Source organism: Leucobacter sp. wl10 (assembly GCF_003569785.1).
GTDB lineage: Bacteria > Actinomycetota > Actinomycetes > Actinomycetales > Microbacteriaceae > Leucobacter.
On the sequence record NZ_KZ983995.1, the window covers coordinates 116,455 to 139,709 of the forward strand.

At 71.0% G+C, this 23,255-nt stretch carries 18 protein-coding genes and 1 pseudogene; 14 read left to right on the forward strand and 5 right to left on the reverse strand.

Annotated features, from left to right (window positions below; all coding sequences use genetic code 11):
* Positions 1 to 77: 77 nt before the first annotated feature.
* A complete protein-coding gene (locus tag D1J51_RS10095) occupies positions 78 to 1,487 on the forward strand; it encodes a DUF2130 domain-containing protein (protein WP_119075067.1) in 1,410 nt (469 codons plus the stop codon).
* A 21-nt stretch (positions 1,488 to 1,508) separates the two neighbouring features.
* Positions 1,509 to 4,145 carry a DEAD/DEAH box helicase gene (locus tag D1J51_RS10100; RefSeq protein WP_119075068.1) on the forward strand — a complete coding sequence of 879 codons (2,637 nt, stop codon included), beginning with the start codon at positions 1,509 to 1,511 and terminating at the stop codon, positions 4,143 to 4,145.
* 5 nt (positions 4,146 to 4,150) lie between these two features.
* Here the strand turns inward: D1J51_RS10100 and D1J51_RS10105 are convergent, their stop codons facing one another.
* Positions 4,151 to 5,716 (reverse strand): chitinase, encoded by a 1,566-nt coding sequence (locus D1J51_RS10105; protein WP_162903754.1) that lies wholly within the window; start codon positions 5,714 to 5,716, stop codon positions 4,151 to 4,153.
* A 253-nt stretch (positions 5,717 to 5,969) separates the two neighbouring features.
* Here D1J51_RS10105 and D1J51_RS10110 point away from each other — a divergent pair, with 253 nt between their 5' ends.
* A complete protein-coding gene (locus D1J51_RS10110; protein WP_162903762.1) occupies positions 5,970 to 8,354 on the forward strand; it encodes a glycosyltransferase family 2 protein in 2,385 nt (794 codons plus the stop codon).
* 164 nt (positions 8,355 to 8,518) lie between these two features.
* Here D1J51_RS10110 and D1J51_RS17920 read toward each other — a convergent pair whose 3' ends face one another.
* Entirely contained in the window at positions 8,519 to 8,989 is a 471-nt protein-coding gene (locus D1J51_RS17920; RefSeq protein WP_162903755.1) for a hypothetical protein, read from the reverse strand.
* A 560-nt stretch (positions 8,990 to 9,549) separates the two neighbouring features.
* On the opposite strand from D1J51_RS17920, the gene D1J51_RS10115 reads away from it, so the two are divergent.
* The 7 genes and pseudogenes from D1J51_RS10115 to D1J51_RS18635 form a co-directional block, all read left to right on the forward strand.
* Positions 9,550 to 10,137 carry a TetR/AcrR family transcriptional regulator gene (locus D1J51_RS10115; protein ID WP_119075070.1) on the forward strand — a complete coding sequence of 196 codons (588 nt, stop codon included), beginning with the start codon at positions 9,550 to 9,552 and terminating at the stop codon, positions 10,135 to 10,137.
* Positions 10,138 to 10,395: 258 nt separating this feature from the next.
* Complete coding sequence (locus D1J51_RS10120) at positions 10,396 to 11,187, forward strand: ABC transporter ATP-binding protein (protein WP_119075071.1); 792 nt, start codon at positions 10,396 to 10,398, stop codon at positions 11,185 to 11,187.
* On the forward strand, positions 11,184 to 11,918 hold the full coding sequence (locus tag D1J51_RS10125; RefSeq protein ID WP_119075072.1) for an ABC transporter permease: 735 nt from the start codon (positions 11,184 to 11,186) through the stop codon (positions 11,916 to 11,918). Before D1J51_RS10120 ends, D1J51_RS10125 begins: the two co-directional genes overlap by 4 nt.
* A 128-nt stretch (positions 11,919 to 12,046) precedes the next feature.
* Entirely contained in the window at positions 12,047 to 12,748 is a 702-nt protein-coding gene (deoC, locus tag D1J51_RS10130; protein WP_119075073.1) for a deoxyribose-phosphate aldolase, read from the forward strand.
* 9 nt (positions 12,749 to 12,757) lie between these two features.
* Positions 12,758 to 13,735, forward strand: coding sequence for a Ppx/GppA phosphatase family protein (locus tag D1J51_RS10135; RefSeq protein ID WP_119075074.1), 978 nt, complete (start codon positions 12,758 to 12,760; stop codon positions 13,733 to 13,735).
* 91 nt (positions 13,736 to 13,826) lie between these two features.
* Positions 13,827 to 14,018, forward strand: coding sequence for a helix-turn-helix domain-containing protein (locus D1J51_RS10140; RefSeq protein WP_256386009.1), 192 nt, complete (start codon positions 13,827 to 13,829; stop codon positions 14,016 to 14,018).
* Between the two features lie 166 nt (positions 14,019 to 14,184).
* Positions 14,185 to 14,511: pseudogene (locus D1J51_RS18635) on the forward strand (VOC family protein); the annotation flags it as partial.
* 89 nt (positions 14,512 to 14,600) lie between these two features.
* Here the strand turns inward: D1J51_RS18635 and D1J51_RS10150 are convergent.
* Positions 14,601 to 15,596, reverse strand: a complete 996-nt coding sequence (locus D1J51_RS10150) for a zinc-binding dehydrogenase (RefSeq protein WP_119075076.1) — start codon at positions 15,594 to 15,596, stop codon at positions 14,601 to 14,603.
* A 78-nt stretch (positions 15,597 to 15,674) separates the two neighbouring features.
* Positions 15,675 to 16,595 (reverse strand): LysR family transcriptional regulator, encoded by a 921-nt coding sequence (locus tag D1J51_RS10155; protein ID WP_119075077.1) that lies wholly within the window; start codon positions 16,593 to 16,595, stop codon positions 15,675 to 15,677.
* 121 nt (positions 16,596 to 16,716) lie between these two features.
* Here D1J51_RS10155 and D1J51_RS10160 point away from each other — a divergent pair, with 121 nt between their 5' ends.
* The 3 genes from D1J51_RS10160 to D1J51_RS10170 all read left to right on the forward strand — a co-directional run bounded on the left by D1J51_RS10160 (position 16,717) and on the right by D1J51_RS10170 (position 20,880).
* Entirely contained in the window at positions 16,717 to 18,294 is a 1,578-nt protein-coding gene (locus D1J51_RS10160; RefSeq protein WP_119075107.1) for an aminotransferase class I/II-fold pyridoxal phosphate-dependent enzyme, read from the forward strand.
* 97 nt (positions 18,295 to 18,391) lie between these two features.
* Positions 18,392 to 19,969, forward strand: coding sequence for an amino acid permease (locus D1J51_RS10165; protein ID WP_119075078.1), 1,578 nt, complete (start codon positions 18,392 to 18,394; stop codon positions 19,967 to 19,969).
* Positions 19,966 to 20,880, forward strand: coding sequence for a universal stress protein (locus tag D1J51_RS10170; protein ID WP_119075079.1), 915 nt, complete (start codon positions 19,966 to 19,968; stop codon positions 20,878 to 20,880). The genes D1J51_RS10165 and D1J51_RS10170 overlap by 4 nt, the downstream gene beginning before the upstream one ends.
* Positions 20,881 to 21,023: 143 nt before the next feature.
* Here the strand turns inward: D1J51_RS10170 and D1J51_RS10175 are convergent, their stop codons facing one another.
* On the reverse strand, positions 21,024 to 22,505 hold the full coding sequence (locus D1J51_RS10175) for an HNH endonuclease signature motif containing protein (protein WP_119075080.1): 1,482 nt from the start codon (positions 22,503 to 22,505) through the stop codon (positions 21,024 to 21,026).
* Between the two features lie 216 nt (positions 22,506 to 22,721).
* Between D1J51_RS10175 and D1J51_RS10180 the strand changes: the two genes are divergently transcribed.
* Entirely contained in the window at positions 22,722 to 23,204 is a 483-nt protein-coding gene (locus D1J51_RS10180; RefSeq protein ID WP_162903756.1) for a hypothetical protein, read from the forward strand.
* Positions 23,205 to 23,255 lie beyond the last annotated feature (51 nt).

The window sequence follows — 23,255 nt, forward strand, 5'->3', positions numbered from 1 at the left end:
CCCGGAGCCGTGAGCGTCGGAGGTCTGTGCCAGGGTTGGAGTGTCCGACCGACCGCGAGATCCCGAAGGAGGGCCCGATGCACGAGATCAAGTGCCCGCACTGCGGGCGGGCGTTCACCGTCGACGAGGCGGGCTACGCCGACATCATCAAGCAGGTGCGCGACAGCGAGTTCGAGCAGCAGCTGCACGAACGGCTCGAGTTGGCCGAGCAGGACAAGCGGAACGCGCTCGAGCTCGCCAAGACCGCGGCCGCCGCCGAGCTGCACCGGGCCGAGGCCGCCAGGGAGGCCGAGCTCCAGGATCTGCGGGCGAAGCTCGACGCGGGCGAGACCGCGCGGAAGCTCGCGGTCGCGGAGGCGCTCGGCTCGGTCGAGAAGGAGCGGGACGCGCTCGCGAACGAGCTGGCGCGGGCGAAGCGGGAGCAGCAGGCCGCGGTGGAGCTGGCCGAGGCGAAGCTCGTCGCCGAGCTGCAGCGGGCGGCCGCTGTGAAGGACTCGGAGATCCAGGATCTGCGGGCCAGGCTCGAGGCGGGGGAGACCGCGCGGCGCCTCGCGATCACCGAGGCGGTCGGCGCGGTCGAGAAGGAGCGCGACGAGCTGAAGAACGGGCTGGAGCGGGCGGAGCTCGAGAAGCAGCTGGCCGAGAAGTCCCTCAAGGATCGGTACGAGATGCAGCTCAGGGATCGCGACGAGGCGATCGAGCGCCTGCGCGACATGAAGGCGCGCCTGTCGACCAAGATGATCGGGGAGACGCTGGAGCAGCACTGCGAGACGACGTTCAACCAGATCCGGGCCACGGCGTTCCCGAACGCCTACTTCGAGAAGGACAACGATGCGCGCACGGGCAGCAAGGGCGACTTCGTCTTCCGCGACGCCGACCTGAGCGGCGTCGAGGTCGTGTCGATCATGTTCGAGATGAAGAACGAGGCCGACGGCACGGCGACGAAGCACAAGAACGAGGACTTCCTCAGGGAGCTCGACAAGGACCGGCGCGAGAAGGGCTGCGAGTACGCCGTGCTCGTCACCCTGCTCGAGCCGGACAGCGAGCTGTACAACAGCGGGATCGTCGACGTCTCGCACCGGTACCCGAAGATGTACGTGATCAGGCCGCAGTTCTTCATCCCGCTGATCACGCTGCTGCGCAACGCGGCGCTGAACGCGCTGAAGTACAAGGCGGAGCTCGAACTCGTCAAGGCGCAGAACATCGACATCACGAACTTCGAGAGCGAGCTCGAGGCGTTCAAGGGCGCCTTCGGCCGCAACTACGATCTCGCGGCGCGGCAGTTCCAGGAGGCCATCAAGCGCATCGACACGTCGATCGCCGAGATGCAGAAGGTGAAGGAGCAGCTGCTCAAGTCCGAGAACAATCTGCGCCTCGCGAACGACAAGGCGCAGGGCGTGTCGATCAAGAGGCTCACGAGGGGCAACCCCACGATGCAGGCGAAGTTCGCCGAGCTCGGACGCGGCGGCCCGGATTCGGGCGCGTAGGACCGGGAGGGGAGCGCACGCATGAACCTGGGATCGATCCTCGACTCCACCTCGTTCTCGGAGGCGGACGCGGTCTACGCGGCCTTCGAGGAGTGGGCGCGTGAGGAGCGCGGCCTGCGGCTCTACCCCGCGCAGGAGGAGGCGATCCTCGGCGTCGCGCTCGGCAGCAGCGTCATCCTCGCCACCCCCACCGGCACAGGCAAGTCGCTCGTCGCCATGGGCGCGCACTTCATCGCGCTCGCCGAGGGGCGCCGCACGGTCTACACCGCCCCCATCAAGGCGCTCGTCAGCGAGAAGTTCTTCGACCTGGTCGAGGTGTTCGGCGCCGAGCACGTGGGAATGGTGACGGGCGACACATCCATCAACTCCGAGGCCCCGATCCTGTGCTGCACCGCCGAGATCCTCGCCAATCTCGCCATCCGCGACCGCGACGGCGGCGGCATCACCCAGGTCGTCATGGACGAGTTCCACTTCTACGCCGAGCCCGATCGCGGCTGGGCGTGGCAGGTCCCGCTGCTGCTCATGGAGCGGGCGCAGTTCCTGCTCATGTCGGCGACGCTCGGCGACGTCACGGAGCTCGCCGCCGACCTCACCCGCCGAACGGGGCGCGACACGGCGCTCGTCACCGGCGTCGAGCGACCGGTGCCGCTCAGCTTCTCCTACGAGGCGGCCCCGGCCCACGAGGTGGTCGAGCGGCTCATCGAGGACCGGCAGACGCCCGCCTACCTCGTGCACTTCAACCAGTCGCACGCCGTCGAGCAGGCGCAGGCGCTCGCGAGCATCCGCGTCGTCGATCGGGCCGGCCGCGACGAGATCGCCGAGGCGATCGGCGGCTTCCGCTTCTCGACCGGCTTCGGCACCACGCTGTCGCGACTCGTCCGCGCGGGCATCGGCGTGCACCACGCGGGCATGCTGCCCCGCTACCGCCGCCTCGTCGAGCAGCTCGCGCAGCGCGGCCTGCTGCGGGTCATCTGCGGCACCGACACCCTCGGCGTCGGCATCAACGTTCCCATCCGCACCGTCGTCATCACGGCGCTCTCCAAGTTCGACGGCGAGCGGATGCGGCGACTCTCGGCTCGCGAGTTCCACCAGATCGCCGGCCGCGCCGGGCGCGCCGGCTTCGACACCGAGGGCGACGTGATCGCCCTCGCCCCCGAGCACGAGATCGAGAACGCGAAGGCGGCGGCCAAGGCCGCCGCGAGGGCCGCGAGCGGGGGCGGCAAGAAGGCGAAGCCCGTCAAGAAGAAGGCCCCGCCGCAGGGATTCGTCGCCTGGAGCGAGCAGACCCTCGAGAGACTCGTCGCCTCGCAGCCCGAGCCCCTCGTCAGCCGCATGCGCGTCACCCACGCGATGGTGCTCGGCGTGATCGGCCGCGGTGAGGAGCGGGAGGGAGAGGCGCTCGCCACCATGCGCACGCTCGTGTTCGACAGCCACGAGCCCCGGGCCGCGCAGTACGCGCACGCCCGCACGGCCGTCGGGATCTTCCGCACCCTGCGCGCCGGGGGCATCGTCGAGGTGCACGAGGACGCGCGCGGTCAGCGTCTGCTGCGCCTCACGGTCGAACTGCAGGCCAACTTCGCGCTCAACCAGCCGCTCTCGCCGTTCGCGCTCGCGGCCATCGAGCTGCTCGACCCCGAGTCCGACGGCTACCCGCTCGACGTCATCTCGATCATCGAGTCGACGCTCGAGGACCCGCGGGCGATCCTGCGCGCCCAGGAGCACCGCGCGCGCGGCGAGGCCGTCGCCGCGATGAAGGCCGAGGGCATCGAGTACGACGAGCGCATGGAGCTGCTCGAGGAGGTGACGCATCCCCGCCCGCTGAAACCGCTGCTCGACGAGGCCTTTCAGGAGTACGCGAGGGAGGTGCCGTGGGCGCGCGATTACGAGCCGCGGCCCAAGTCCGTGGTGCGCGACATGATCGAGCGCGCCTTCGGCTTCCGCGACCTCGTCTCCTTCTACCAGCTCGGCCGCGCGGAGGGCAGCGTGCTGCGCTACCTCAGCGACGCCTACCGCGCCATCGAGCGCACCGTGCCGGAGCGGGCCAAGAGCCCCGAACTCGAGGAGCTCATCGAGTGGCTCGGGGAGCTCGTGCGGCAGATCGACTCCAGTCTCATCGACGAGTGGGAGGAGTTGTCGCACCCCGACCCCGAGGCGCACCGCAGGGCGCGCGAGCTGCTCGGTCTCGATGCGGGCGGCGGCGGAGCTGCGGCGCTCGGCCCGCCCGTCCGCTCGGTGCTCGCCAACGAGCGGGCCTTCCTGGTGATGCTGCGCAACGCGCTCTTCAGGCGCGTGCAGGCCGCAGCGCTGGAGCGCTACCACGAGCTGGCCGAACTCGACGGCGCCCTCGCCGGCACCGCGGCTGGGGCGGGGATCGGCGTGCCCGGCTTCGGCGAGCAGCGCTGGCGCGACGCCCTCGCCGGCTACTACACCGAGTACGACGAGATCCGGGTCGACGCCGATGCCCGGGCCCCCGCGCTGCTGGAGCTCGACCGCGGGCCGGACGCGACCGCCGCGGGCGTCTGGCGCTTCCGGCAGGTGCTGCTCGACCCCGAGGGCGACCGCGACTGGGGCATCGAGGGCGTCGTCGACCTCGCCGCCTCGGAGGCGGAGGGGGAACCCGTCGTGAGGGTGGAGCGCGTCGGGCCGTTCGCGGGGTAGGGGCGCTACCCCTCCGCGCCCTTTCCGCCCTTCCCGTCCTTTCCGCCGGCGATCACCGCGGCCACCTCCTCGTCGGTGAGCGACCGCCACGGCGACTCCTCCGGCCGCACGAGCGCGGCATCGGGGCTGTCGCCCTGCGTCCACCACTTCGCCTCGTAGCCGGACCCGTCGAAGAGCACGCGATCCCCGCGCCGGTACTCGGCGGCCTTCTGCCAGGCCGCGTAGGCGTCGGCGGGAAGCCGCGGCCGCTCGACCGGCTTCTCGCCGGGCAGCACCGGCCCGAGCAGCCGCCAGGGCTGCGCGCCGCTCTCGGTCGTCTGATCCGGTTGGTCGCCCTGCGTCCACCACTTCGCCTCGTAGACGCTGCGCCGCCACACGACCTTCGAGTCGGCGGGGTAGGACGCGTCGGAGCTCCAGATGGGATAGGGGCTCGTCTTCGGGTCGTCCTCGAGCGTCCCCGCGGGGTTGCGGGGCGTGGTCTCGGCGAACTGCACGATGCTGCCGGGCCGTTGCGCGCGCAGCGTCGCCGCGAACTCGCCCGTCTTCTGCGCGACGCCGCTGCAGGAGTCGGAGACCCGCTTCGGGTCCGGCCAGTTGGCGTCGCACTGGCGATCCCGGTTGAGCGACCACATCGACATGCGCACCATGCCGCGGTCGGCGGCGAACCGCGCGAGGTCCTTCGCGTCGGCGAGGCCGAACACCTCGTTCCGCACGTCGTTCTGACCGATCATCACGGTGGCCGACACCCGGCTCCACGCGGTCGCGTCGCCGATCGAGGCGCCGACCTCCTGATACAGCGCGCGCAGTTGGCCCTGCACCGCGGACAGGCTGTCCCGGACGGTCGCGCCCAGGCCGGCCGAGCCGGAGTTGTAGTTCATGGTCATGGCGTTGACGCCCGCGAGGTCGACGCCGGCCGCGAGATACGCGCGGACCGTGCGCAGGCCCTCGAAGGTCAGCCCGTCCGGCGCGACCGGCAGGGTCAACCAGACGTCGAGGCCGCCGTCTGCCTTGCGCCCGTTCTGCACCTCGGCGATCGCGGCGGCCTGCCGCTGCACGGCCCGTTCGTCGGTGAGCAGCTCGCCCTCCACGTCCATGTCGATGCTGCCGAGCTCGTAGCGGTCGACCACGCTGCCGTAACCTTCGGCCAGCGCGGAGTCGCTGTTGCAGGTGAGCGCGAGATCCGAGTTGGCCTGTCCGCCGAACGACACCATCGCCGAGCCGCCCAGCATCCGGAAGCGCGCGAGGCGGCGGTCGAGATCGAGGTTGCTCTCGGCCTCGTCCAGTCCGTACACGCCGCCCCACGCGGGGGTGCACGCGTTGCCGCGCGATGCGACGATGAACGCGAGCACCACGTTCCGCTGGCCGCCGGACCCGAGAGACTCGAAGGCGTAGCTCGGCGTCGCCGTCACGTCGACGTAGGCGTCGAACCAGGGCTCGCGCTCCGAGGCGAAGCGCTCGTCCTGCCAGCGCGCCCAGCCGTAGAAGCCGCTGCCGACGAGGCCGGCGACGATGACCATCAGAATACTCAGCCGGAACCACGAGAGCCGTCGCCCCGGAAACCACTTCGCCATACACTCCCCGTCCCCACGGCACACGCGGGGGCAATGGGCCGCCCGCAACCTCAGCTATGCTATAGGAGGGCGAGTCGATGTTCCGCAGACGCCTCCCGGGCGGGGAAGAATCCCGGGAGGGCAGAGGGGCGGGGCCGCTCGTCTCAGCGGGGAGCGTACCCCGACCACGCGCGTGAATCGGGGATCAGTGGCACAGGAGAACACACGTCGTCGTCAGTGGGGCGCCGAGCGGCGCTCCGAGCCGCTCGCGATCATGCACTCCCGCCCGAGCCCCGGCGCCATCATCTGGGCGCGCGCCGCGATCGTCATCACCGTGGTCTCGTGGTGCGCCTACATGGCCACCACGATCGTGCGACTCGTGGTCGAGGGGGCGAGGGAGTCGTACATCTTCCACGTGCAGACGCTGGTGTACGGAATTACGGTGACGGCGCTGACGTTCTCTGCGGTGATGTACCTCACCGCCCGGTACGGCGCCCTCGTGCGCTTCCGCGAGCACCGCCGCGTGGAGCGCGCCCTCATCGACGCGCACTTCGCCGGTGCCGACGCCGGCTCCGATCCCGGCTCCGGCTCCGACTCCACCGTGACCGTGCTGATCCCGAGCTACGATGAGGAACCGGAGGTGGTGCGCTACACGCTGTGGTCGGCTGCGCTGCAGGAGTTCCCCTCGGTGCGGGTGGTGCTGCTCATCGACGACCGCGAGGAGGGGCTGCAGGGCGCGGCCCTGGAGCGCCTGAACCGTACGCGGGGCCTGCTCGGCGAGATCTCGGAGGCGCTCGAGGCGCCCCGCGAGCGAGCGCTGGCGGCGATGCGGGAGTTCGAGGCGAGCGCCCCGGAGCGCCCCGGCCCCGAGGACGCGAAGCGGGCCGCCGACGCCTACGGGGAGGCCGCGGCCTGGCTCGACCGCTTCGCCGCGGACGAGACCGTCGACGACCACATGTCCGAGTTCTTCGCCGAGCAGGTGCTGCTGGGCCTCTCGAACGACCTGCGCCTCACCCGCCTGGCGCTGAACGCGGCGCATGAGCAGGGGGCGTCGCCCGACCGCGAGCGCCTGGCCCAGCTGCACCGGCGCCTCGTGTGGATCTTCAGCGCCGACATGGCCTCGTTCGAGCGCAAGCGCTACGCCTCGCTCTCGCAGGAGCCGAACAAGGCGATGAACCTCAACTCCTACATCTCCCTCATGGGCCGCAGCTACCGCGTGGCCGACGAGACGGGGGAGCGGATCCTCGAGCCGTTCGGCAGGCACGACGACGGCGAGGCCGACCTCGTGATCCCCGACAGCCGCTACCTGCTGACGCTCGACGCCGACTCGCAGCTGCTGCGCGACTACTGCCTGCGCCTCGTCTACCTGCTGGAGCAGCCGGAGAACGCCAGGGTCGCGGTGACGCAGACGCCCTACTCCTCGTTCCGGGGCGCCCCCACGCGCATCGAGCGCATCGCGGGCGCCACCACCGACCTGCAGCACATTCAGCACCAGGGGCTCACCTACTTCAACGCCACGTTCTGGGTGGGCGCGAACGCGGTGATCCGCAAGGCCGCTCTCGCCGACATCGCGGTCACCGAAACCGTCGGCGGCTTCGAGATCACCACCTACGTGCAGGATCGCACGGTCATCGAGGACACCGAGTCGAGCATTGACCTCGGCCTGCACGGCTGGAGCCTCGAGAACTACCCCGAGCGGCTGAGCTACAGCGCGACGCCGCCCGACTTCGGCTCGCTCATCGTGCAGCGCAGGCGCTGGGCGAACGGCGGCCTGCTCATCATGCCGAAGCTGCTCGAGATGGTGCGCGCCAGGCGCAGCACCCCGGCGCGGGTGCGCCTCACCGAGCGCATGCTGCGCACCAACTACATGTCGTCGCTCGCGTGGGCGAGCTTCGGCCTGATGTTCCTGCTGTTCTTCCCCTTCGACTCGCGCCTGCTGAGCCCGCTCGTCGTCGCCGCCGCGCTCCCGTACTTCATCTCCATGGGGTTCGACCTGCGCGCCAGCGGGCACCGCTACGGCGACATCCTCCGCATCTACGGGTTCAACCTGGTGCTGCTGCCCGTCAACCTCGCCGGCGTGCTGAAGTCGATGCAGCAGGGGGTGACGGGCGAGAAGATCCCGTTCGCGCGCACGCCGAAGGTGACCGGCCGCACGGCCGCCCCCGCGCTCTACGTGATCCTGCCGTACGTGATCATCGGCTTCTCGGTGCTCACCGCGGTGCGCGACTTCAGCGTGGGCAACTGGGGCAACGCGGTGTTCGCGAGCTTCAACGCGGTCATGGCGTCGTGGGCCACCTTCTCGTACATCGGCATCCGCGCCTCGATCGTCGACGCGGTGCTCGGGATCGTCGGCTGGCTCTACGTGCCCGAGAAGAAGCCGCGATCGAAGCGGGCGAGCCTCGTGGATCCCGACGCCGAGGTCAACTGGCAGGCGATCCTGTACCACGGCGACCGCCGCCTGCGCCGCGACCTCGCCCGCACCAGCGACCGCAGACGGCGCCTCAGTACGGTGCGCGCCGAGGTCGACGGGGTCGGGACGGCCGGAGCGGCCGGCGGGCCCGGGACCGCCGGAGCGCCGGAGACCGCCGGAGACCGCGCGCCGGGCTCGGCGGCTGAGGCCGCGGCGATCCGGAAGGAATCGGAGCCCGCGGCCCGGTAGCCCCGCAGTGCGGTCCGATGGCACCAAATGCTTTTAGGCTCTTCGGATCGGGGGTGTAGACCCGGCCGATTCTAAGCCTGTCCGGAACGAAGACCTCGTAAGAGAATCAGGGTATCTAATCCAACGATTCTCTTCACGAGGTCTTCGTGCTCAGCGCTACCCTCTCAGCCCCTGATGTGACCACGTTCCACCGTCTTGACGAACTCGGACTCATCTGTTGAGCCGAGGTTTCGGGAAGCGCGGATGTGACGATCGGGTCCAGAACCCGGCGTACCACCTACCCGGACTCGGGGTACCAACTCGACCCGCTCACCAGCTTCGATCTTCGCTCTGCGGTGCTGCTGAGCGCCTTGCAAGCGAGATCGTCCTCGATATTCGGGGCAGTTGGGAATGGGTCGCTTGAACTTTTGGGAAGCAGCCTCCGCACCGTCCGCCTCGGCCGCGAGGTCAAGTTCAGGAACATCAGGGGTGTCAATTACAAGCGCCTCTTCGGAGTCGTTCTCGGCAGGATCCCATTCGATCACTTCTTCAGCGGAGTCCTCAGTCGCTGGAGCACTCACAGGCGCCACCCCCGAAAACCACAGCGGCTGCGGAGAGAGCAATCGCTCCCCGAACTCAAGCATTCGGAACTTCATCGGCCTCTCCTGCATAAGAGCGAATGAACAGCATTGCCGCGTACGGCGCCTCAGCCAGAATCGGCAAACTCACTGTGAGATTCGAAGCAAGGGAATTCGAGTGCGGTGCTAAGTATGAATTGTTCATAGTTTCTTAAATGGATATGCGAGAGTTTATCGAAGCTTGAGTAGTGGGCGTAGCCCGAAGAACACGAAGTCGCGCTGGCGGCCCGCAGAGACTTGTCGCGAATGAAAAAGCGGAGATCGGTGTGGCGAACGCGAGTGGGCACTCGCGCCCACGACCACCACGATAGTGAAGGGGGAGCGGTGGAACTCGGGTGACCCGGCTACTGAACTGCGGTCCCCTCAAGTTGACGTCTTGTCAACTATGACAACTTACCCACGCGCCCAATTCTGAAGCCCAGGAGAGCAGAATCTGCAGATTTGTCCTCCTGGGCGTCGATCGTCTGTCCGGAGCTCGGCGGCCGAGGCCGCGATGAATCGGAAGGAATCGCAGCCCGCGGCCCGGGGGCCTCGCAGCGCGGTCCGGCAGGGTCGGCGAGGCTCGGTAAGGTGGCTGCATGGCCACGTCGAGAGGGCGCGGGCGGCCGCGGGGCGGTTCCGATTCGCGCAAGCGGATCCTCGCCGCCGCCGTCGAGGAATTCGGCGAGCGGGGCTACGAGGGCGCGACGATCCGCTCGATCGCGGCGCGCGCGAAGGTGGACTCCGCGCTCGTGCATCACTACTTCGGCACCAAGGCGGACCTCTTCGCCGATGCCGCCGGGGTGCCACTGCGGCCGGACATCGCGGTGCCGACGATTCTCGCGGGTCCCCGCGACGAGGTCGGTGAGCGGGTGGTGCGCTACGTGCTCGAGTCGTTCGAGCGCGACGAGGTGCGGCGCCGGGGCGTGATGCTGCTGCGCGCCGCCGTGAGCAGCAGGGCGGGAGCGCCGCTGCTCGCCGGCTTCCTCTCGCGTGAGCTGCTGTCGCGCGTGGCCCGCAGCCTGGGCACTCCCGACGCCGAGCTGCGCGCCTCGCTCGTGGCGTCGCAGATCGGGGGTCTGCTGATGACGCGCTACGTGCTGCGGCTGGGGTCGATCGCGGACGCCTCCGTCGACGACCTGGTGGCGCGGATCGGGCCCACCGTGCAGCGGTACCTCTTCGGCTGAACCGCGACCTGCCCCGCCCGTTCCGGGCTGCCCGCGAGTCCGCCCGGGCGCCGTGGCTCGGACCCGCCGGCGCCTGCAGGGGCGCATTGGCGCCTGCCGAGGCCCACCCGCTCCCGCCGAAACATCACGATTCTTCCGAGAGCCCACGGAATTTGCGCAAATATCGTGGCGTCTCGGGAGAATCGTGGCGTCTCGGGAGAACCGTGGCATCTCCGCGAGAGGGTTGACGCGCGATCGATCCCGACATAAATTCACTTCATGATGAATTATGCGAACGTCGATCCCGCCGTGGAGATCGAGGATCTGCGCGTCCGCCGCGGACGCACGACGGTCTTCGACGGGCTCGGGGTCGAGATCCCGCGCGGTGCGATCGTCGGTCTGCTCGGCCCTTCGGGCTGCGGCAAGACGACGCTCATGCGCGCGATCGTGGGGGCGCAGCGGATCCGCTCGGGGTCGGTGCGCGTGCTCGGCGAGGCTGCCGGATCGCGGCGGCTGCGCCGCCGCGTGGCGTACGGCACGCAGGGTGCGGCCGTCTACGCGGACCTCACCGTGCGCCAGAACGTACGCTACTTCGGCGCGCTCGTCGGCGCGAGCCGCGAGACCGCCGACCGCCTGATCGAGCGCGTCGGGCTCGGGGCCCAGGCCGGGCAGCTGGTCGGCTCGCTCAGCGGCGGCGAGACGACGCGCGCGTCGCTCGCGATCGCGCTCGTCGGCGACCCCGAGCTGCTCGTGCTCGACGAGCCGACCGTGGGGCTCGACCCGCTCATCCGCGCGGAGCTGTGGGGGCTGTTCGCGGGGCTCGCGCAGCGCGGCATCACGCTGCTCGTCTCGAGCCACGTCATGGACGAGGCGCTGCACTGCGACCGCCTGCTGCTCATGCGGGAGGGGCGCATCATCGCCGACACCACGCCCGCGCGGCTGCTCGCCGACACCGGCGCGCGCGATCCCGAAGCCGCGTTCCTCGCGCTCGTCGCGCCGCAGCCGTCGCGCGCCGGGGATCCCGAACCGCCGGCCGATCCCGGCGCCGCGCCGAGAGGAGCCGGGCGATGACCGTCTCGCCCACCCTCGCCACGGCCGCGCGCGTGCTCGGCCAGCTGCGCCACGATCCGCGCTCCGTCATGCTGCTGCTCGTCGCGCCGAGCCTGCTCGTCGGGCTCTTCGCCTGGCTGTTCAGCGACCAGGAGGGCGTCTTCGACCGCCTGGGCGGCGCGATCCTCGCCCTCTTCCCGTTCATCGTGATGTTCCTGATCACCTCGATCACCACGCTGCGCGAGCGCCGCTCGGGCACGCTCGAGCGCCTCATGACCACCCCGCTCGGCAAGTGGCAGTTCATCCTGGGGTACGCGCTGGCGTTCGGGATCCTGGCGCTCGTGCAGGCCGTCGTCACAGTGGGCTTCGCGGTCCTGGTGTGCGGGCTCGAGGTGGAGGGAGCCGTGTGGCAGCTGGCGCTCGTGGCCATCGTGGATGCGCTACTCGGCACGGCGCTCGGGCTGCTGACGAGCGCGTTCGCGCAGACCGAGTTCCAGGCGGTGCAGTGGATGCCCGTGCTCGTGTTTCCGCAGGTCATCCTGGGCGGCCTCTTCATGCCGCGGGATCAGATGCCCGACGTGCTCACCGCGATCTCGGACTGGTTGCCTCTGAGCCACGCGATCGACGCGATGGAGGCCGTGACCGCCGGGGAAGGGGCGTGGGAGGTGGCCCGCCCCCTGCTCGTGGTCGGCGCGTTCGTGGTGGTCGCGCTCGTGCTGGCCTCGGGCACCCTGCGCCGCCGCACGGCGTGAGCCGGGTCGATACGGGAGATCTGAGGCGAGATTCACCCGAGTCTCCGTCGGGCGATGAGCGTCTCCGCGCACCGCCGCGCCCGTACCCGGGCGCCCGCACCCCGCCCACCGCAAGTAGCCTGGAACGCGTGACCCTCTCGCAGCAGCAGTTCCTGTCCGCCGCCGACCACACCCTGCTCGCCCCCGGCGCGACACGGGCCGAGATCGAGGTCTTCCTCGCCGAGGCCCGGGATCTGGGCGTCGCCCGCGTGTGCGTCAGCCCGTCGCTGCTGCCGCTCGCCGCCGCGGCGCTCGGCGGGATCGAAGCGGTGACCGTGGTCGGATTTCCGAGCGGTGCGCACCGCCCCGAGGTCAAGGCCGCCGAGGCCGCGCGTGCGGTCGCCGACGGAGCGCACGAGATCGACGCGGTGCTGAACCGCGGGCTCGCGCGGGCGGGGGAGTGGGGCGCGGTCGAGGCGGAGATCCGCGCCGTGCGCGAGGCGTGCCCAGGCCGCGTGCTCAAGGTGATCCTCGAGTCGGCGGCGCTCTCCAACGCCGAGATCGTCGGCGCCTGCCGGGCCGCCGAGGCTGCCGGGGCCGACTTCGTGAAGACGTCGACCGGTTTCGACCCGGCGGGAGGCGCGAGCGTGCACGCGGTGCGCCTCATGGCGAAGGCCGTCGGCGGCCGGCTGGGCGTCAAGGCGTCGGGCGGGATCCGCACCGCCGCCGCGGTGCGCGAGCTGTGGGCCGCGGGCGCCACGCGGTTCGGGGTGTCGGGCACCGCTGCGATCCTCGCCGGATGGGACCACCCGGATCCGGGCGCGAGCACCGCCGGCCCGGGCGCCTACTAGAATCTCCCCATGCGTCTCGGAGTGATCGACGTCGGATCCAACACCGTCCACCTGCTCGTGGTCGACGCCCACCCGGGCGCGAGCCCCGTGCCCTACCACTCGCAGCGCACGGTGCTGCGCCTGATGCGCTACCTCGACGCCGACGGCGCGATCGTGGAGGAGGGCGTGCGGCGCATCGTGGGCGCCATCCGGGAGTCGGCCGAGATGGTGCGCGAGATCGGCGTGGACGACATGATCGCCACGGCGACGAGCGCGATCCGCGAGGCGGCGAACGGCGAGGAGGTGCTGGCGCGGATCACCCGTGAGACCGGCGTCACTCTGCGGGTGCTGTCGGGCGAGGACGAGGCCCGGATCACGATGCTCGCGGTGCGCCGCTGGCTCGGCTGGTCGGCGGGGGAGATCCTGCTCTTCGACATCGGCGGCGGCTCGTTCGAGATCGCGCAGGGCGCCGACGAGTACCCCGACGTGCAGGTGTCGCTGCCGCTCGGCGCGGGCCGATCCACCATCAACTTCCTGCCCGAGGATCCGCCGTCGCGCGAGGCGGTCTCGAGGCTGCGCGCCCACGCGCGGGCCGAGTTCACGCGGGTGCGGGAGGAGCTGTTCCTCGAGCGGCCGCGGCCGAAGCGGGTCGTGGGAACGTCGAAGACGATCCGCTCGCTGGCCCGGCTGATCGGCGGGCCCGCCGATCCGGTGACCGGCGACCTCGCGCCGCTGCACTACGTCGGCCTGCGCGAGTGGGAGCCCACGCTGCGCGACATGCCGGGATCGGTGCGCGAGTACCTGCCCGGCATCACGCCAGAGCGCGGCTACCAGATCATGGCGGGCGCGGTCGTGCTGCGCACCGCGATGAAGGTGTTCGAGGTCGACACGCTCACGATCTCGCCGTGGGCGCTGCGCGAGGGCATCGTGCTGCGCTACATCGACGCGCTCGACGGACGGGGCGCGGATCCGGTGAGCGAGGCGGAGACCGCCCGCGCGGCGGGCTAGCCGGAGCCGGCGCGGCGGAATCGGTGCTGGATCGAGGATCGGGAGGCGATGATGGGAACGGGGGCGCGGCGCCCCGCTGTCGCGGCAGCTGCTGCGCGACACCGGGATGCCGGTGACCGAGGTCTGCCTCGCGGTGGGGTGCACGAGCCTCGGATCGTTCAGCACGCAGTTCCGACGCTTCGTGGGCGAGAGCCCCTCCGCCTATCAGGATCGGGTGCGCGACGAGCAGCTGGCGCGCCTGCCGGGCTGCGTGGTGAAGATCTTCTCCCGCCCCGTGGTGTGAGGCCGGGCGACGGTGCGCGGGGAGTGCAGTTCTCGAGAAGCACGCGGCACCCGACCCGCCCTACGCTGGCGGCATGGACACCACCGCACCAAGGCCGAAAGCGGAATGACGGCCGTGCGATGTGCTTCGGAACTCCCGCATCACTGCTGCTCACAAGGAGGGCCCCATGATCACCGGTATCGCGCTCGTCTGCCTCAACGTGCTCGACCTCGACGAGGCGAAGGAGTTCTACACCGAGAAGCTCGACTTCGAGGTGGCGATGGACCGCGTCGACGAGGGGTTCCGCTGGCTCGTGCTCACGATTCCCGGAACGCCGCCGACCCAGATGATGCTCGTCGAGCCGGGGCCGCTGCTGGTCGACGCCGACACCGCCGAGCGGATGCGGGAACTGGTCGCCCGCGGGTATCACGGCCTCGGCGCGCTCGCGACGGACGACTGCCGGGCGACGTACGAGCAGCTCAGGGCCCGCGGCGTCGAGTTCACGGAGGAGCCGCACGAGCGCTTCTACGGCATCGACGCCGCGTTCCGCGACCCCTCGGGCAACTTCTGGCGGCTCACGCAGCCGAAGCCGCTGCCGGCCGCTCACTCGGCGACGTCGAGGATCACCTTGCCCAGGTGGCCTCCCGCCGCGAGGATCTCGTGGGCGCGGGCGGCCTCGGCCAGCGGCAGGTGCGCCTGGACGGGCAGCCGGATCGAACCGTCGGCGAGCATGGGCCACACGAGCTCGCGGGTGCGCCGCAGGATGCGCCGCTTGTCGTGCGGGGCGCGGGAGCGCAGCGTGGTGCCGATGATGCGCGCCCGCTTGGCCATGAGCGCGCCCAGGTCCAGTTCGCCCCTCGAGCCGCCGAGGGTGCCGATCACCACGACGCGGCCGAACTCCCTCAGCACGCGCACGTTGTCGTCGAGGATCGATCCGCCGACCACGTCGAGCACGATGTCGGCGCCGCCGGCCTCGCGCACCGCCGCCACCAGGTCGGTGGTGCGGCGATTCCAGGCCTGCTCCGCGCCGAGTTCCCGGGCGGCGACGATCGCCTCGTCCGAGCCCGCGACGGCGAGGACCCGGGCGCCCAGGGCCCGCGCGAACTGGATCGCGAAGGAGCCGATGCCGCCGGTGCCGCCGTGCACGAGCAGGGTCTCGGTCGGCGATCCCGAGCCGCCTGCGGCGCCGTCCGCATCCGCACCTTCCGCTCCCGCACCGGCTCCCAGGCCCGCCTCGATCACGAGGTTCGACACGACGGTCGCGGCCACCTCGACGAGGCCACCCGCGTCGGCGAGCGGGAGCGACGGCGGCGCGGGCAGCAGCTGCTCCTCGGGCACCGCGACGACCTCCGCGTAGCCGCCGCCGGCCAGCAGCGCGACGACCTCCTCGCCGGTGTCGCGCCGGCGCCCCGAGACCTCGAGCCCCGGCAGCGGCGAGGCCCCGGGCGGAGGCGGGTACTTGCCCGATGCCTGCGCGAGATCGGCGCGGTTGACGCCGGCGGCGACCACGTCGACGAGGACCTCGCCCTCGGCCGGGATCGGCTCGGGGAGCTCGGCGAGCTCGAGGCGGTGGTCTTCGGTGATGGTCACGGCGCGCATGCGCTCATGCTAGCCGGGGCCTCCGACAGGATCCTCCGCTCGAGTCGGTCCGACGGGGTTCGCCGAGGCGAGTCGCCGCTACTCGAGCGCGGCGATGGCATCGCGGATCGCCTCGGCCAGCTGCCGCACCGCGGTCTGCGGCTGCTTGCCCGCCCCGTCGGCGGGGGCCGCGAGCAGCACCGAGCGCGCGAAGGCCGGGTCGTCGATCGGCCGCAGCACGACCCCGGGGTGGTCGGGGCCGCTCGCGAGGCGCGGCACCAGCCCCACGACCATGCGCGCCGCGATCATGCCGAGCATCACCTGGAAGTCGTCGGTGCGGATCGACACCTCGAGCGAGCGCCCGGCGGCCGCGAACGCGTCGATCACGACCTCGTCCATGGGGTCGTCGCGGGTCGCCCCGAAGAGCCAGCGCTCCTCGCTCAGCGCGAGCAGCGCGGGGACGTCGATGGGCGCGGGGACCGCGAGCGGGTGCCCCTCCGGCAGGGCGAGCATGAGCGGATCGCGCAGCACCTCCGTGGTGACGACATCGGCGCGGAAGGGGAGCTCGTAGCCGGGCACCGAGTAGACGAGGGCCGCGTCGAGCTCGCGCCGGTTGACGTGGTCGACGAGCGGCCCGAACTCCTCGAGCACGGCGTCGATCTCGATCCCGATCTCGTTCACCTGCGACACGATCGAGGGCAGCAGCTTGGCCGCGGCCGTCGGGAACGTGCCGAAGCGCAGTCGCACGCGGCCCATGTGCGTGAGGTCGCGCGCGTCCCGCAGCGCGCGGTCGGCGAGGGTGAGGATCTCCTCGCCGCGGTCGAGCAGCAGCACGCCGACGGGGGTGAGCGCGCTGCCCCGGGTCGAGCGGTGCAGCACCTCCGAGCCGACCAGCCGCTCGAGGTTCTTGAGGTGGTAGTCGACGGTGGGCTGGCTCCAGCCGAGCCGGCGGGCGGCACCTGTGACGGATCCCGCGGCGTGCACCGCGCGGAGCGCCTGGAGCTGCCGCAGGTCGATCATGCGTCAACTATGGCATATTTCAGCTATCACCCTTTGCCACCCTTGGCAACATACGTCGTATGTGACTCCCGAGAGGAGACGGGGATTCCGGGTGCGGCGCGCGACGGCGAGGATGGATCCCATGCTGCACGCCCCGGTGTCGAACGATCGCCCAGCCCCGCTCCGCACGGCCGAGGTCCCCTCCGTCCGGGACCGCGCCGATTTCCTGCGACGGCACGCCGAGACCCCGTACGCCGACGCCCTCGATCGCTACGTGGATCGCGGGCCGGTGCAGCTCATGGTGCCCGGCCACGGCGGCACCGGGCGCGGCCTCAGCGGCCGCCTCGCCGACTTCCTGGGGGAGCGCGCGCTCCAGCTCGACGTCCCCATGCTCATCGACGACGTCGACCTCGGCGAGCGCCCCCCGCTCGCCCGGGCGCTCGAGCTCGCGGCCGAGGCCTGGGGCGCCCGCCGCACCTGGTTCCTCACCAACGGCGCCTCGCAGGCCAACCGAACGGCCGCGCTGGCGGCCCGCGGACTCGGCGCGCACATCGTGTCGCAGCGCAGCGCGCACTCGAGCTTCAGCGACGGCGTGCTCGCGGCGGGGCTCATCCCCGACTTCGTCTTCCCGTCGGTCGACGACCGCCACGGCATGGCGCACGGCGTCTCGCCCGCGGCGCTCGATGCGGCGCTCGCCCGCGCCGAGCGCGAGGGCCGCGCGGCCGCCGCCGTCTACGTCGTGTCGCCCAGCTACTTCGGCTCGGTCAGCGATGTGCGCGGCCTCGCCGAGGTCGCGCACGCCCACGGCGCCCCGCTCATCGTCGACGGCGCCTGGGGCCCGCACTTCGGCTTCCACCCCGAGCTGCCGGAGTCGCCGGCGCGGCTCGGCGCAGACCTCGTGGTCTCGAGCACGCACAAGCTCGCGGGATCCCTCACCCAGTCGGCCATGCTGCACCTCGGCCACGGCCCCTTCGCAGACCGCCTCGAACCGCTCGTCGAGCGCGCCTTCACCATGACGGCGTCGACCTCGACGAGCGCGATCCTGCGCGCCTCGCTCGACATCGCCCGGGCGTCGCTCGCGACCGGCGAGGAGCAGATCGGGCGCTCCGTCGCGGGCGCCCGCGGCTTCCGCGAGATGCTGCGCGAGGATCCGCGCTTCCGCGTGGTGAGCGACGACTTCGACCACTTCACCGACATCTTCGCCACCGACCCGCTGCGCGTGCCGATCGACGTGTCGGCCGCGGGCGTGAGCGGGCACTGGCTGCGGCAGCGCCTCATCGATGTCGACGGCATCCACTTCGAGATGGCCACGGCCACCTCGCTCGTCGCCGTGATCGGGGCGGGCAAGACGCCCGACTACCCGCTCGTGCACCGCGCCATGGTGCGGGCGGTCGACTCGGAGGCCGCCCGGGCCGAGCGCGAGGCGAACGCCGAGGCGGGATCCTTCCCCGCCCTGCCCGCCCCGGGGGCGCTGCGCATGATGCCGCGCGACGGCTTCTTCGCGGCGACCGAGGTCGTGCCCGCCGCCGAGGCCGCGGGCCGTGTGTCGGCCGACACGCTGGCCGCCTACCCGCCCGGTATCCCGAACGTGATCCCCGGCGAGGAGATCACGGCCGAGACCGTCGCCTTCCTGCGCGCCGTCGCGGCGTCGCCCACGGGCTACGTGCGCGGATCGATCGACGCGGGCGTGACGCGGTTCCGGGTGGTGCGGGCGAGCTGATCCGACCGGAACCCACGCAGACGACGCAGACTTCGGGCATCCGCCCGGCAGAATGAGAACATAGAGAACCGACCCGAGGACAAGGAAGTCGACATCGATGGCAAGCACCCTCAGACAGCAGCTGTTCAGAGTGAAACCCGTACCCCGCGACGGGGGTGAGACCGGCAGCGCGCTGAAGCGCAGTATCGGCCTGTTCCAGCTGACCCTCATCGGCGTCGGCGGCACCATCGGCACCGGTATCTTCTTCATCCTCTCGGAGGCGGTGCCGATCGCGGGCCCGGCCGTCATCTGGTCGTTCGTGATCGCGGCGACAGTCGCAGGGCTGTCGGCGCTGTGCTACGCGGAGCTGGCGAGCAGCGTGCCGGTGTCGGGTTCCTCGTACTCGTACGCCTACAGCACCCTGGGCGAACTGCCCGCGATGGGCGTCGCGGCCTGTCTGCTGCTGGAGTACGGCGTCTCGACGGCGGCGGTCGCGGTGGGCTGGTCGCAGTACGTGAACCAGCTGATGGGCAACCTCTTCGGGATCCAGCTGCCCGCTGCCCTGTCGGCCGCGCCCGAGGAGGGCGGCATCATCAACCTGCCGGCCGTGATCCTCATCGCGCTCTGCGCCTTCCTGCTGATCCGCGGCACCTCGCACTCGGTCGTGGCCAACACGATCATGGTGATCATCAAGATCGCGGTGCTGCTGTTCTTCGTGGCCGTCGGCATCACCGGATGGAACACGAACAACTTCGCCGACTTCGCCCCCTTCGGATTCAGCGGCGTGATGACGGGCGCGGGCCTCATCTTCTTCTCCTTCGTCGGCCTCGACGCCGTGGCGACCGCGGGCGACGAGGCTAAGAATCCGCGCCGCAACCTGCCGATCGCGCTCATCGCCGCCCTCGTGGTCGTCACCGGCGTGTACGTGCTGGTCGCGCTCGCCGCCCTGGGCGCGCAGCCCGCTTCCGAGTTCGAGGGGCAGTCGGCGGGGCTCTCGCAGATCCTCGAGAACATCATCGGCGCCTCCTGGCCCGGCACGCTCGTCGCGGCCGGCGCGGTGATCTCGATCTTCAGCGTCACGCTCGTGGTGCTCTACGGCCAGACCCGCATCCTGTTCGCGATGTCGCGCGACGGCATGGCGCCCAAGGTCTTTCAGCGGGTCAACCCGCGCACCATGACGCCGGTCGTCAACACCATCATCGTCTCGGCCGCGGTCGCGCTGCTGGCGGGGGTGCTGCCCATCAACTTCCTCGCCGAGATGACGTCGATCGGCACGCTGGCCGCGTTCACGGTGGTGTCGGTCGCGGTGATCGTGCTGCGCAAGCGCGAGCCCGATCTCGAGCGCAAGTTCCGGGTGCCGCTGTACCCGGTGGTCCCGATCCTGTCGATCATCGGCTGCCTCTGGATCATCAAGGATCTGCGTCCCATCACCATCTTCGTGTTCCTCGGCTGGACCGTTCTCGTGCTGGTGTGGTGGTGGTTCACCGGCCGCAAGAACTCGGTGCTCGGTGAGCAGATCAAGACCGGCCTCATCGTGCTGGTGGGGCCGGGCAAGTACCGCGACGGCGACGCCGAGCGCGCCGCGGCGCACGTCGAGACGGGCGCGGTGCCGGTGGTCGCGTCGGACGAGGTGCGCGGTTCCGGGGCGGCCGGAGGCGCCGGATCCGCGCCCGGCGATGACGGGGCCGAGCGGTGAGCGTCGTCGTCGGCGTGGCGCCGGGCCACTGCTCGCACGCGGCGGTGAGCCTCGCGGTGCTGCTGGCGCGCTCGTCGGAGCTGCCGCTCGTGGTCGTGTCGGTCAATTCGGCGAGCTGGCCGCCGCGGCGCCCGCTGAGCGGCGTCGACGGGGAGTACCAGCGCTTCGTGCGCGAGCAGGCCGAGGCGGCGCTCGACGAGGCGCGGGGTCTGGTGCCCGGCGATGTCGAGGCGAGCTACGTGCTGCACGAGGCGTCGAGCGCGCGGCGCGGGTTGCTCGAGGCGTGCGAGAATGCCGGGGCGCTGCGCCTGGTCGTGGGCGCGAAGGATTCCGGGTCGGAGGTGATGCTCGGTTCGGTGGTGACGGGGTTGCTGCAGAGCGCGCACCTGCCGGTGGCCGTGGCGCCGCGGGGCTTCGCGGCGTCGGAGGGCGCGCGCCTGGAGCGGGTGACGGCCGCGTACAGCGGCTCGGAGACCTCGGCCGAGCTGGTGCTGGGGGCGGCGGCGATCGCGGCCGCCGCGGGCGAGGGGATCCGCATCGCGTCGTTCCACACGCGGCCGCGCGCGTTCATCGAGGCGCGGGTGGGGCGGGAGGTCGAGGATCAGATCCTCGCCGAGTGGGAGGAGCAGATCCGCGAGGACGCCGCCTCGATTCTCGACAGCATCGAGCGGTTCGAGCGGCAGCCCGCGTCGGTCGAGGTGGTGGTCGGCTCGGGGGACGGCTGGCACACGGCACTGCGCTCGATTCCGTGGCGCGAGGCTGAGGTGCTGGTGGTGGGCTCGAGCAGCCTCGGTCCGCTGGCCCGCATCTCGCTCGGCTCGCACGCGGTGAAGATCGTGCGCCACTCGCCGGTGCCGGTCGTGGTGGTGCCGCGTCGCGCCACAGAGGAGTACATCGCTCAGGCCCGTTGACGAGGTGTGCGCGGGTGAGCGTCCCGATGGGTGAGCGTCCACGGCTTGAGTGTCTGTCGACTCGACTCGTCCGTCCGCCCGCCCGCATGGCGGACGGCATCCGCGGTGTTCCGGCCGTTCTCGCCGAGGCGGCCGGAGCTTCTCTACGCCGCGAGCGTGAATCTTCGAGGCGGCGGGTCGATGCCGGCCCACGCGTACCGGAGTTCGACGCGGGTGGGCAGTGGGACCTGGCCTCCGCCCGGGTCGTGGAGGACGAAATCGTCGGTTCCGTCTCGGGTGATGCGCCAACCGCCGTGGTGGAGTTGCATGTGGTGGAAGCGGCACAGCAGAACACCGCGGTCGATGTCGGTGCGGCCGTGTCCGCTGCTCCAGGGGTCGATGTGGTGCGCCTCGCAGTAGGAAGCCGGGCGGTCGCAGGCTCTCCAGCGGCATCCCCCGTCTCGGATGGCGAGGGCGAGCCGCTGTGCTGGCGTGAACAGCCGTGTCGTGCGCCCGAGATTGAGCGGGTTGCCGCCGCGATCCACCGTCACCGGAATCGTGCCGACGGTGCAGGCCTGCTGCCGTGCCACCCACGCCGGGAGCGCCTCGACCTCGTCCTCCGCATAGGCCGCGCCGGCGCTCTCCGCCTCGTGCCGGTCGTCGCCGGAGAGCGGTGCGTCGACGACCTGCACGAGGCGCACCCCGGGCTGCCTGGCCCCGTACACGGACTCGGCGTCGGCGAGGCTTCCCGCCCGCAGCACATCCAATAACAGGTCGAACGCGAGTTGCTCGTTCGTGCGCGGATCCGCTGCGAGCTCTTCTGCGCGGGCACGCTCCGCCGGATCCACGAATCGGGGTCCGCCGCGCCGGGGCCGCAGGGCGGCGTTCAACACCGACCGCACCCAGGTCGCCGAGAGGTCGTCGAACACGAGGCTTCCGCAGGCGCGTCCCTCGCGATCCGTCCACATCCGGAACGACCGCGCTTCGTAGCGGGCCAAAAACCGTTCCTCGGCGCCGACCGGATCGAGCCGGTCGCGCAAGAACCGGGCGGCCTTCGCCAGCTCCTCCACCGTGCGCTCGCTCGCCTCGGCGATCAGTTGCTCGGCTGCGAGCGCCCATGCCGCATGATCATCCGAAGTCGCGCGTTCGCCGTCGCGCTGAGGCGGTTCCCCCAGGCCCCGCAGGATCGCATCGTGCTGCGCGGTGGAGATGACGCCCTCGAGCAGGGCCCGCCCCAGCGGCGCATGCCACGGCGCCTGCTCGGCGGATTCGTCGGTGCTTTCGAGCCCGCTCGGGTCGCCCGGGACGTCGTACAGCGATTCGCCGATGCGCACCTGCTTCGCGGCCTCGCTGCGGCTCACGCCCGTTACTCGCTGCACCAGCGCGACCGCGTTGCGATGCCCCCGCGACTGCGCCAGCCCTGCATGCCCCGACGCTCTGGATGACCGTCGCGCGACCGCCCCGACCGCGGCCACCCGCAGCCGCTCCGCCATCTGCCCCACCTCGGAGGCCAGTTCCAACAGTTCCAAGGCGGCCGCATCGTCCAGCCGATTCACCACGATCGGCAACAGGCCGGCATCTGAAATCTCGCCAGTGAGGTCGCGCAGCGCCGCGATCCTGGCCGAGATGTCAGAGAAGAATTCCATGTCCCAATTATCGCATCTGATCAGGGACTATACCTAGGGATAACTCCGCCATTCTCGCTCAACTTCGCGGGGTTGTGAGCGAAGCGGTCCGCGGTGACCCGAATCGTGGAGGATGATTCGCTCACACCTAGCCATCTTCGACGCCTTCCCCGCAATTCATCCACATTCGGGGCTGCAGGCTCCCGCGGGCAGCCGCGCTCGCGCATGCTGGTCCGCATGACTGATTCACGCGCTGATATCGATCGCGACCGCATTCTCGCCACCGACGCCGATCTTCAGGATCAGCTCGGGCTCGTCCTCGAGCGGGCGACCCACCGCCAGCTCTGGCTCCTCTTCCTCGACGATGATCGACGCTTGGCCAACCCGCTCATGCCCATGGACGATCACCCGGCGTCACCCGACGAGCTCTGCGATACCGATGATCTGGGTGTGGTGCCGTTCGCGCAGGTGCTCGTGCACCGCGCTCGTGCGGGCTGCGAGCTGGTGGGTGCTCGCGAATTCGTGTTCGTCTGGGAACGACTCGGCTCGGAACGATTCACCGACGATGACCGCTCGTGGGCTCGGGCCGTAGCCGGAGAGGTCGGCAGAGCGGGACCCGGTGGCGCCGCCTTCGGTCTCGATGCCGCGGCTCCGCTGCGCGCCCAGTTCCTCCTCCACAGCACGGGCATCCGCCAACTCACGCTGGACGACTACGCGTAGTCCCGGCGGGACGGCCGCGGGCATCCGCGCGCGATTTACGAGCATCCGCGG

Coding starts and splice junctions, on each gene's coding strand:
- D1J51_RS10095 (WP_119075067.1), top strand. CDS start 78: ATGCACGAGATCAAGTGCCCGCACTGCGGGCGGGCGTTCACCGTCGAC.
- D1J51_RS10100 (WP_119075068.1), top strand. CDS start 1,509: ATGAACCTGGGATCGATCCTCGACTCCACCTCGTTCTCGGAGGCGGAC.
- D1J51_RS10105 (WP_162903754.1), bottom strand. CDS start 5,716: ATGGCGAAGTGGTTTCCGGGGCGACGGCTCTCGTGGTTCCGGCTGAGT.
- D1J51_RS10110 (WP_162903762.1), top strand. CDS start 5,970: ATGCACTCCCGCCCGAGCCCCGGCGCCATCATCTGGGCGCGCGCCGCG.
- D1J51_RS17920 (WP_162903755.1), bottom strand. CDS start 8,989: ATGAAGTTCCGAATGCTTGAGTTCGGGGAGCGATTGCTCTCTCCGCAG.
- D1J51_RS10115 (WP_119075070.1), top strand. CDS start 9,550: ATGGCCACGTCGAGAGGGCGCGGGCGGCCGCGGGGCGGTTCCGATTCG.
- D1J51_RS10120 (WP_119075071.1), top strand. CDS start 10,396: ATGATGAATTATGCGAACGTCGATCCCGCCGTGGAGATCGAGGATCTG.
- D1J51_RS10125 (WP_119075072.1), top strand. CDS start 11,184: ATGACCGTCTCGCCCACCCTCGCCACGGCCGCGCGCGTGCTCGGCCAG.
- D1J51_RS10135 (WP_119075074.1), top strand. CDS start 12,758: ATGCGTCTCGGAGTGATCGACGTCGGATCCAACACCGTCCACCTGCTC.
- D1J51_RS10150 (WP_119075076.1), bottom strand. CDS start 15,596: ATGCGCGCCGTGACCATCACCGAAGACCACCGCCTCGAGCTCGCCGAG.
- D1J51_RS10155 (WP_119075077.1), bottom strand. CDS start 16,595: ATGATCGACCTGCGGCAGCTCCAGGCGCTCCGCGCGGTGCACGCCGCG.
- D1J51_RS10160 (WP_119075107.1), top strand. CDS start 16,717: ATGCTGCACGCCCCGGTGTCGAACGATCGCCCAGCCCCGCTCCGCACG.
- D1J51_RS10165 (WP_119075078.1), top strand. CDS start 18,392: ATGGCAAGCACCCTCAGACAGCAGCTGTTCAGAGTGAAACCCGTACCC.
- D1J51_RS10175 (WP_119075080.1), bottom strand. CDS start 22,505: ATGGAATTCTTCTCTGACATCTCGGCCAGGATCGCGGCGCTGCGCGAC.
- D1J51_RS10180 (WP_162903756.1), top strand. CDS start 22,722: ATGACTGATTCACGCGCTGATATCGATCGCGACCGCATTCTCGCCACC.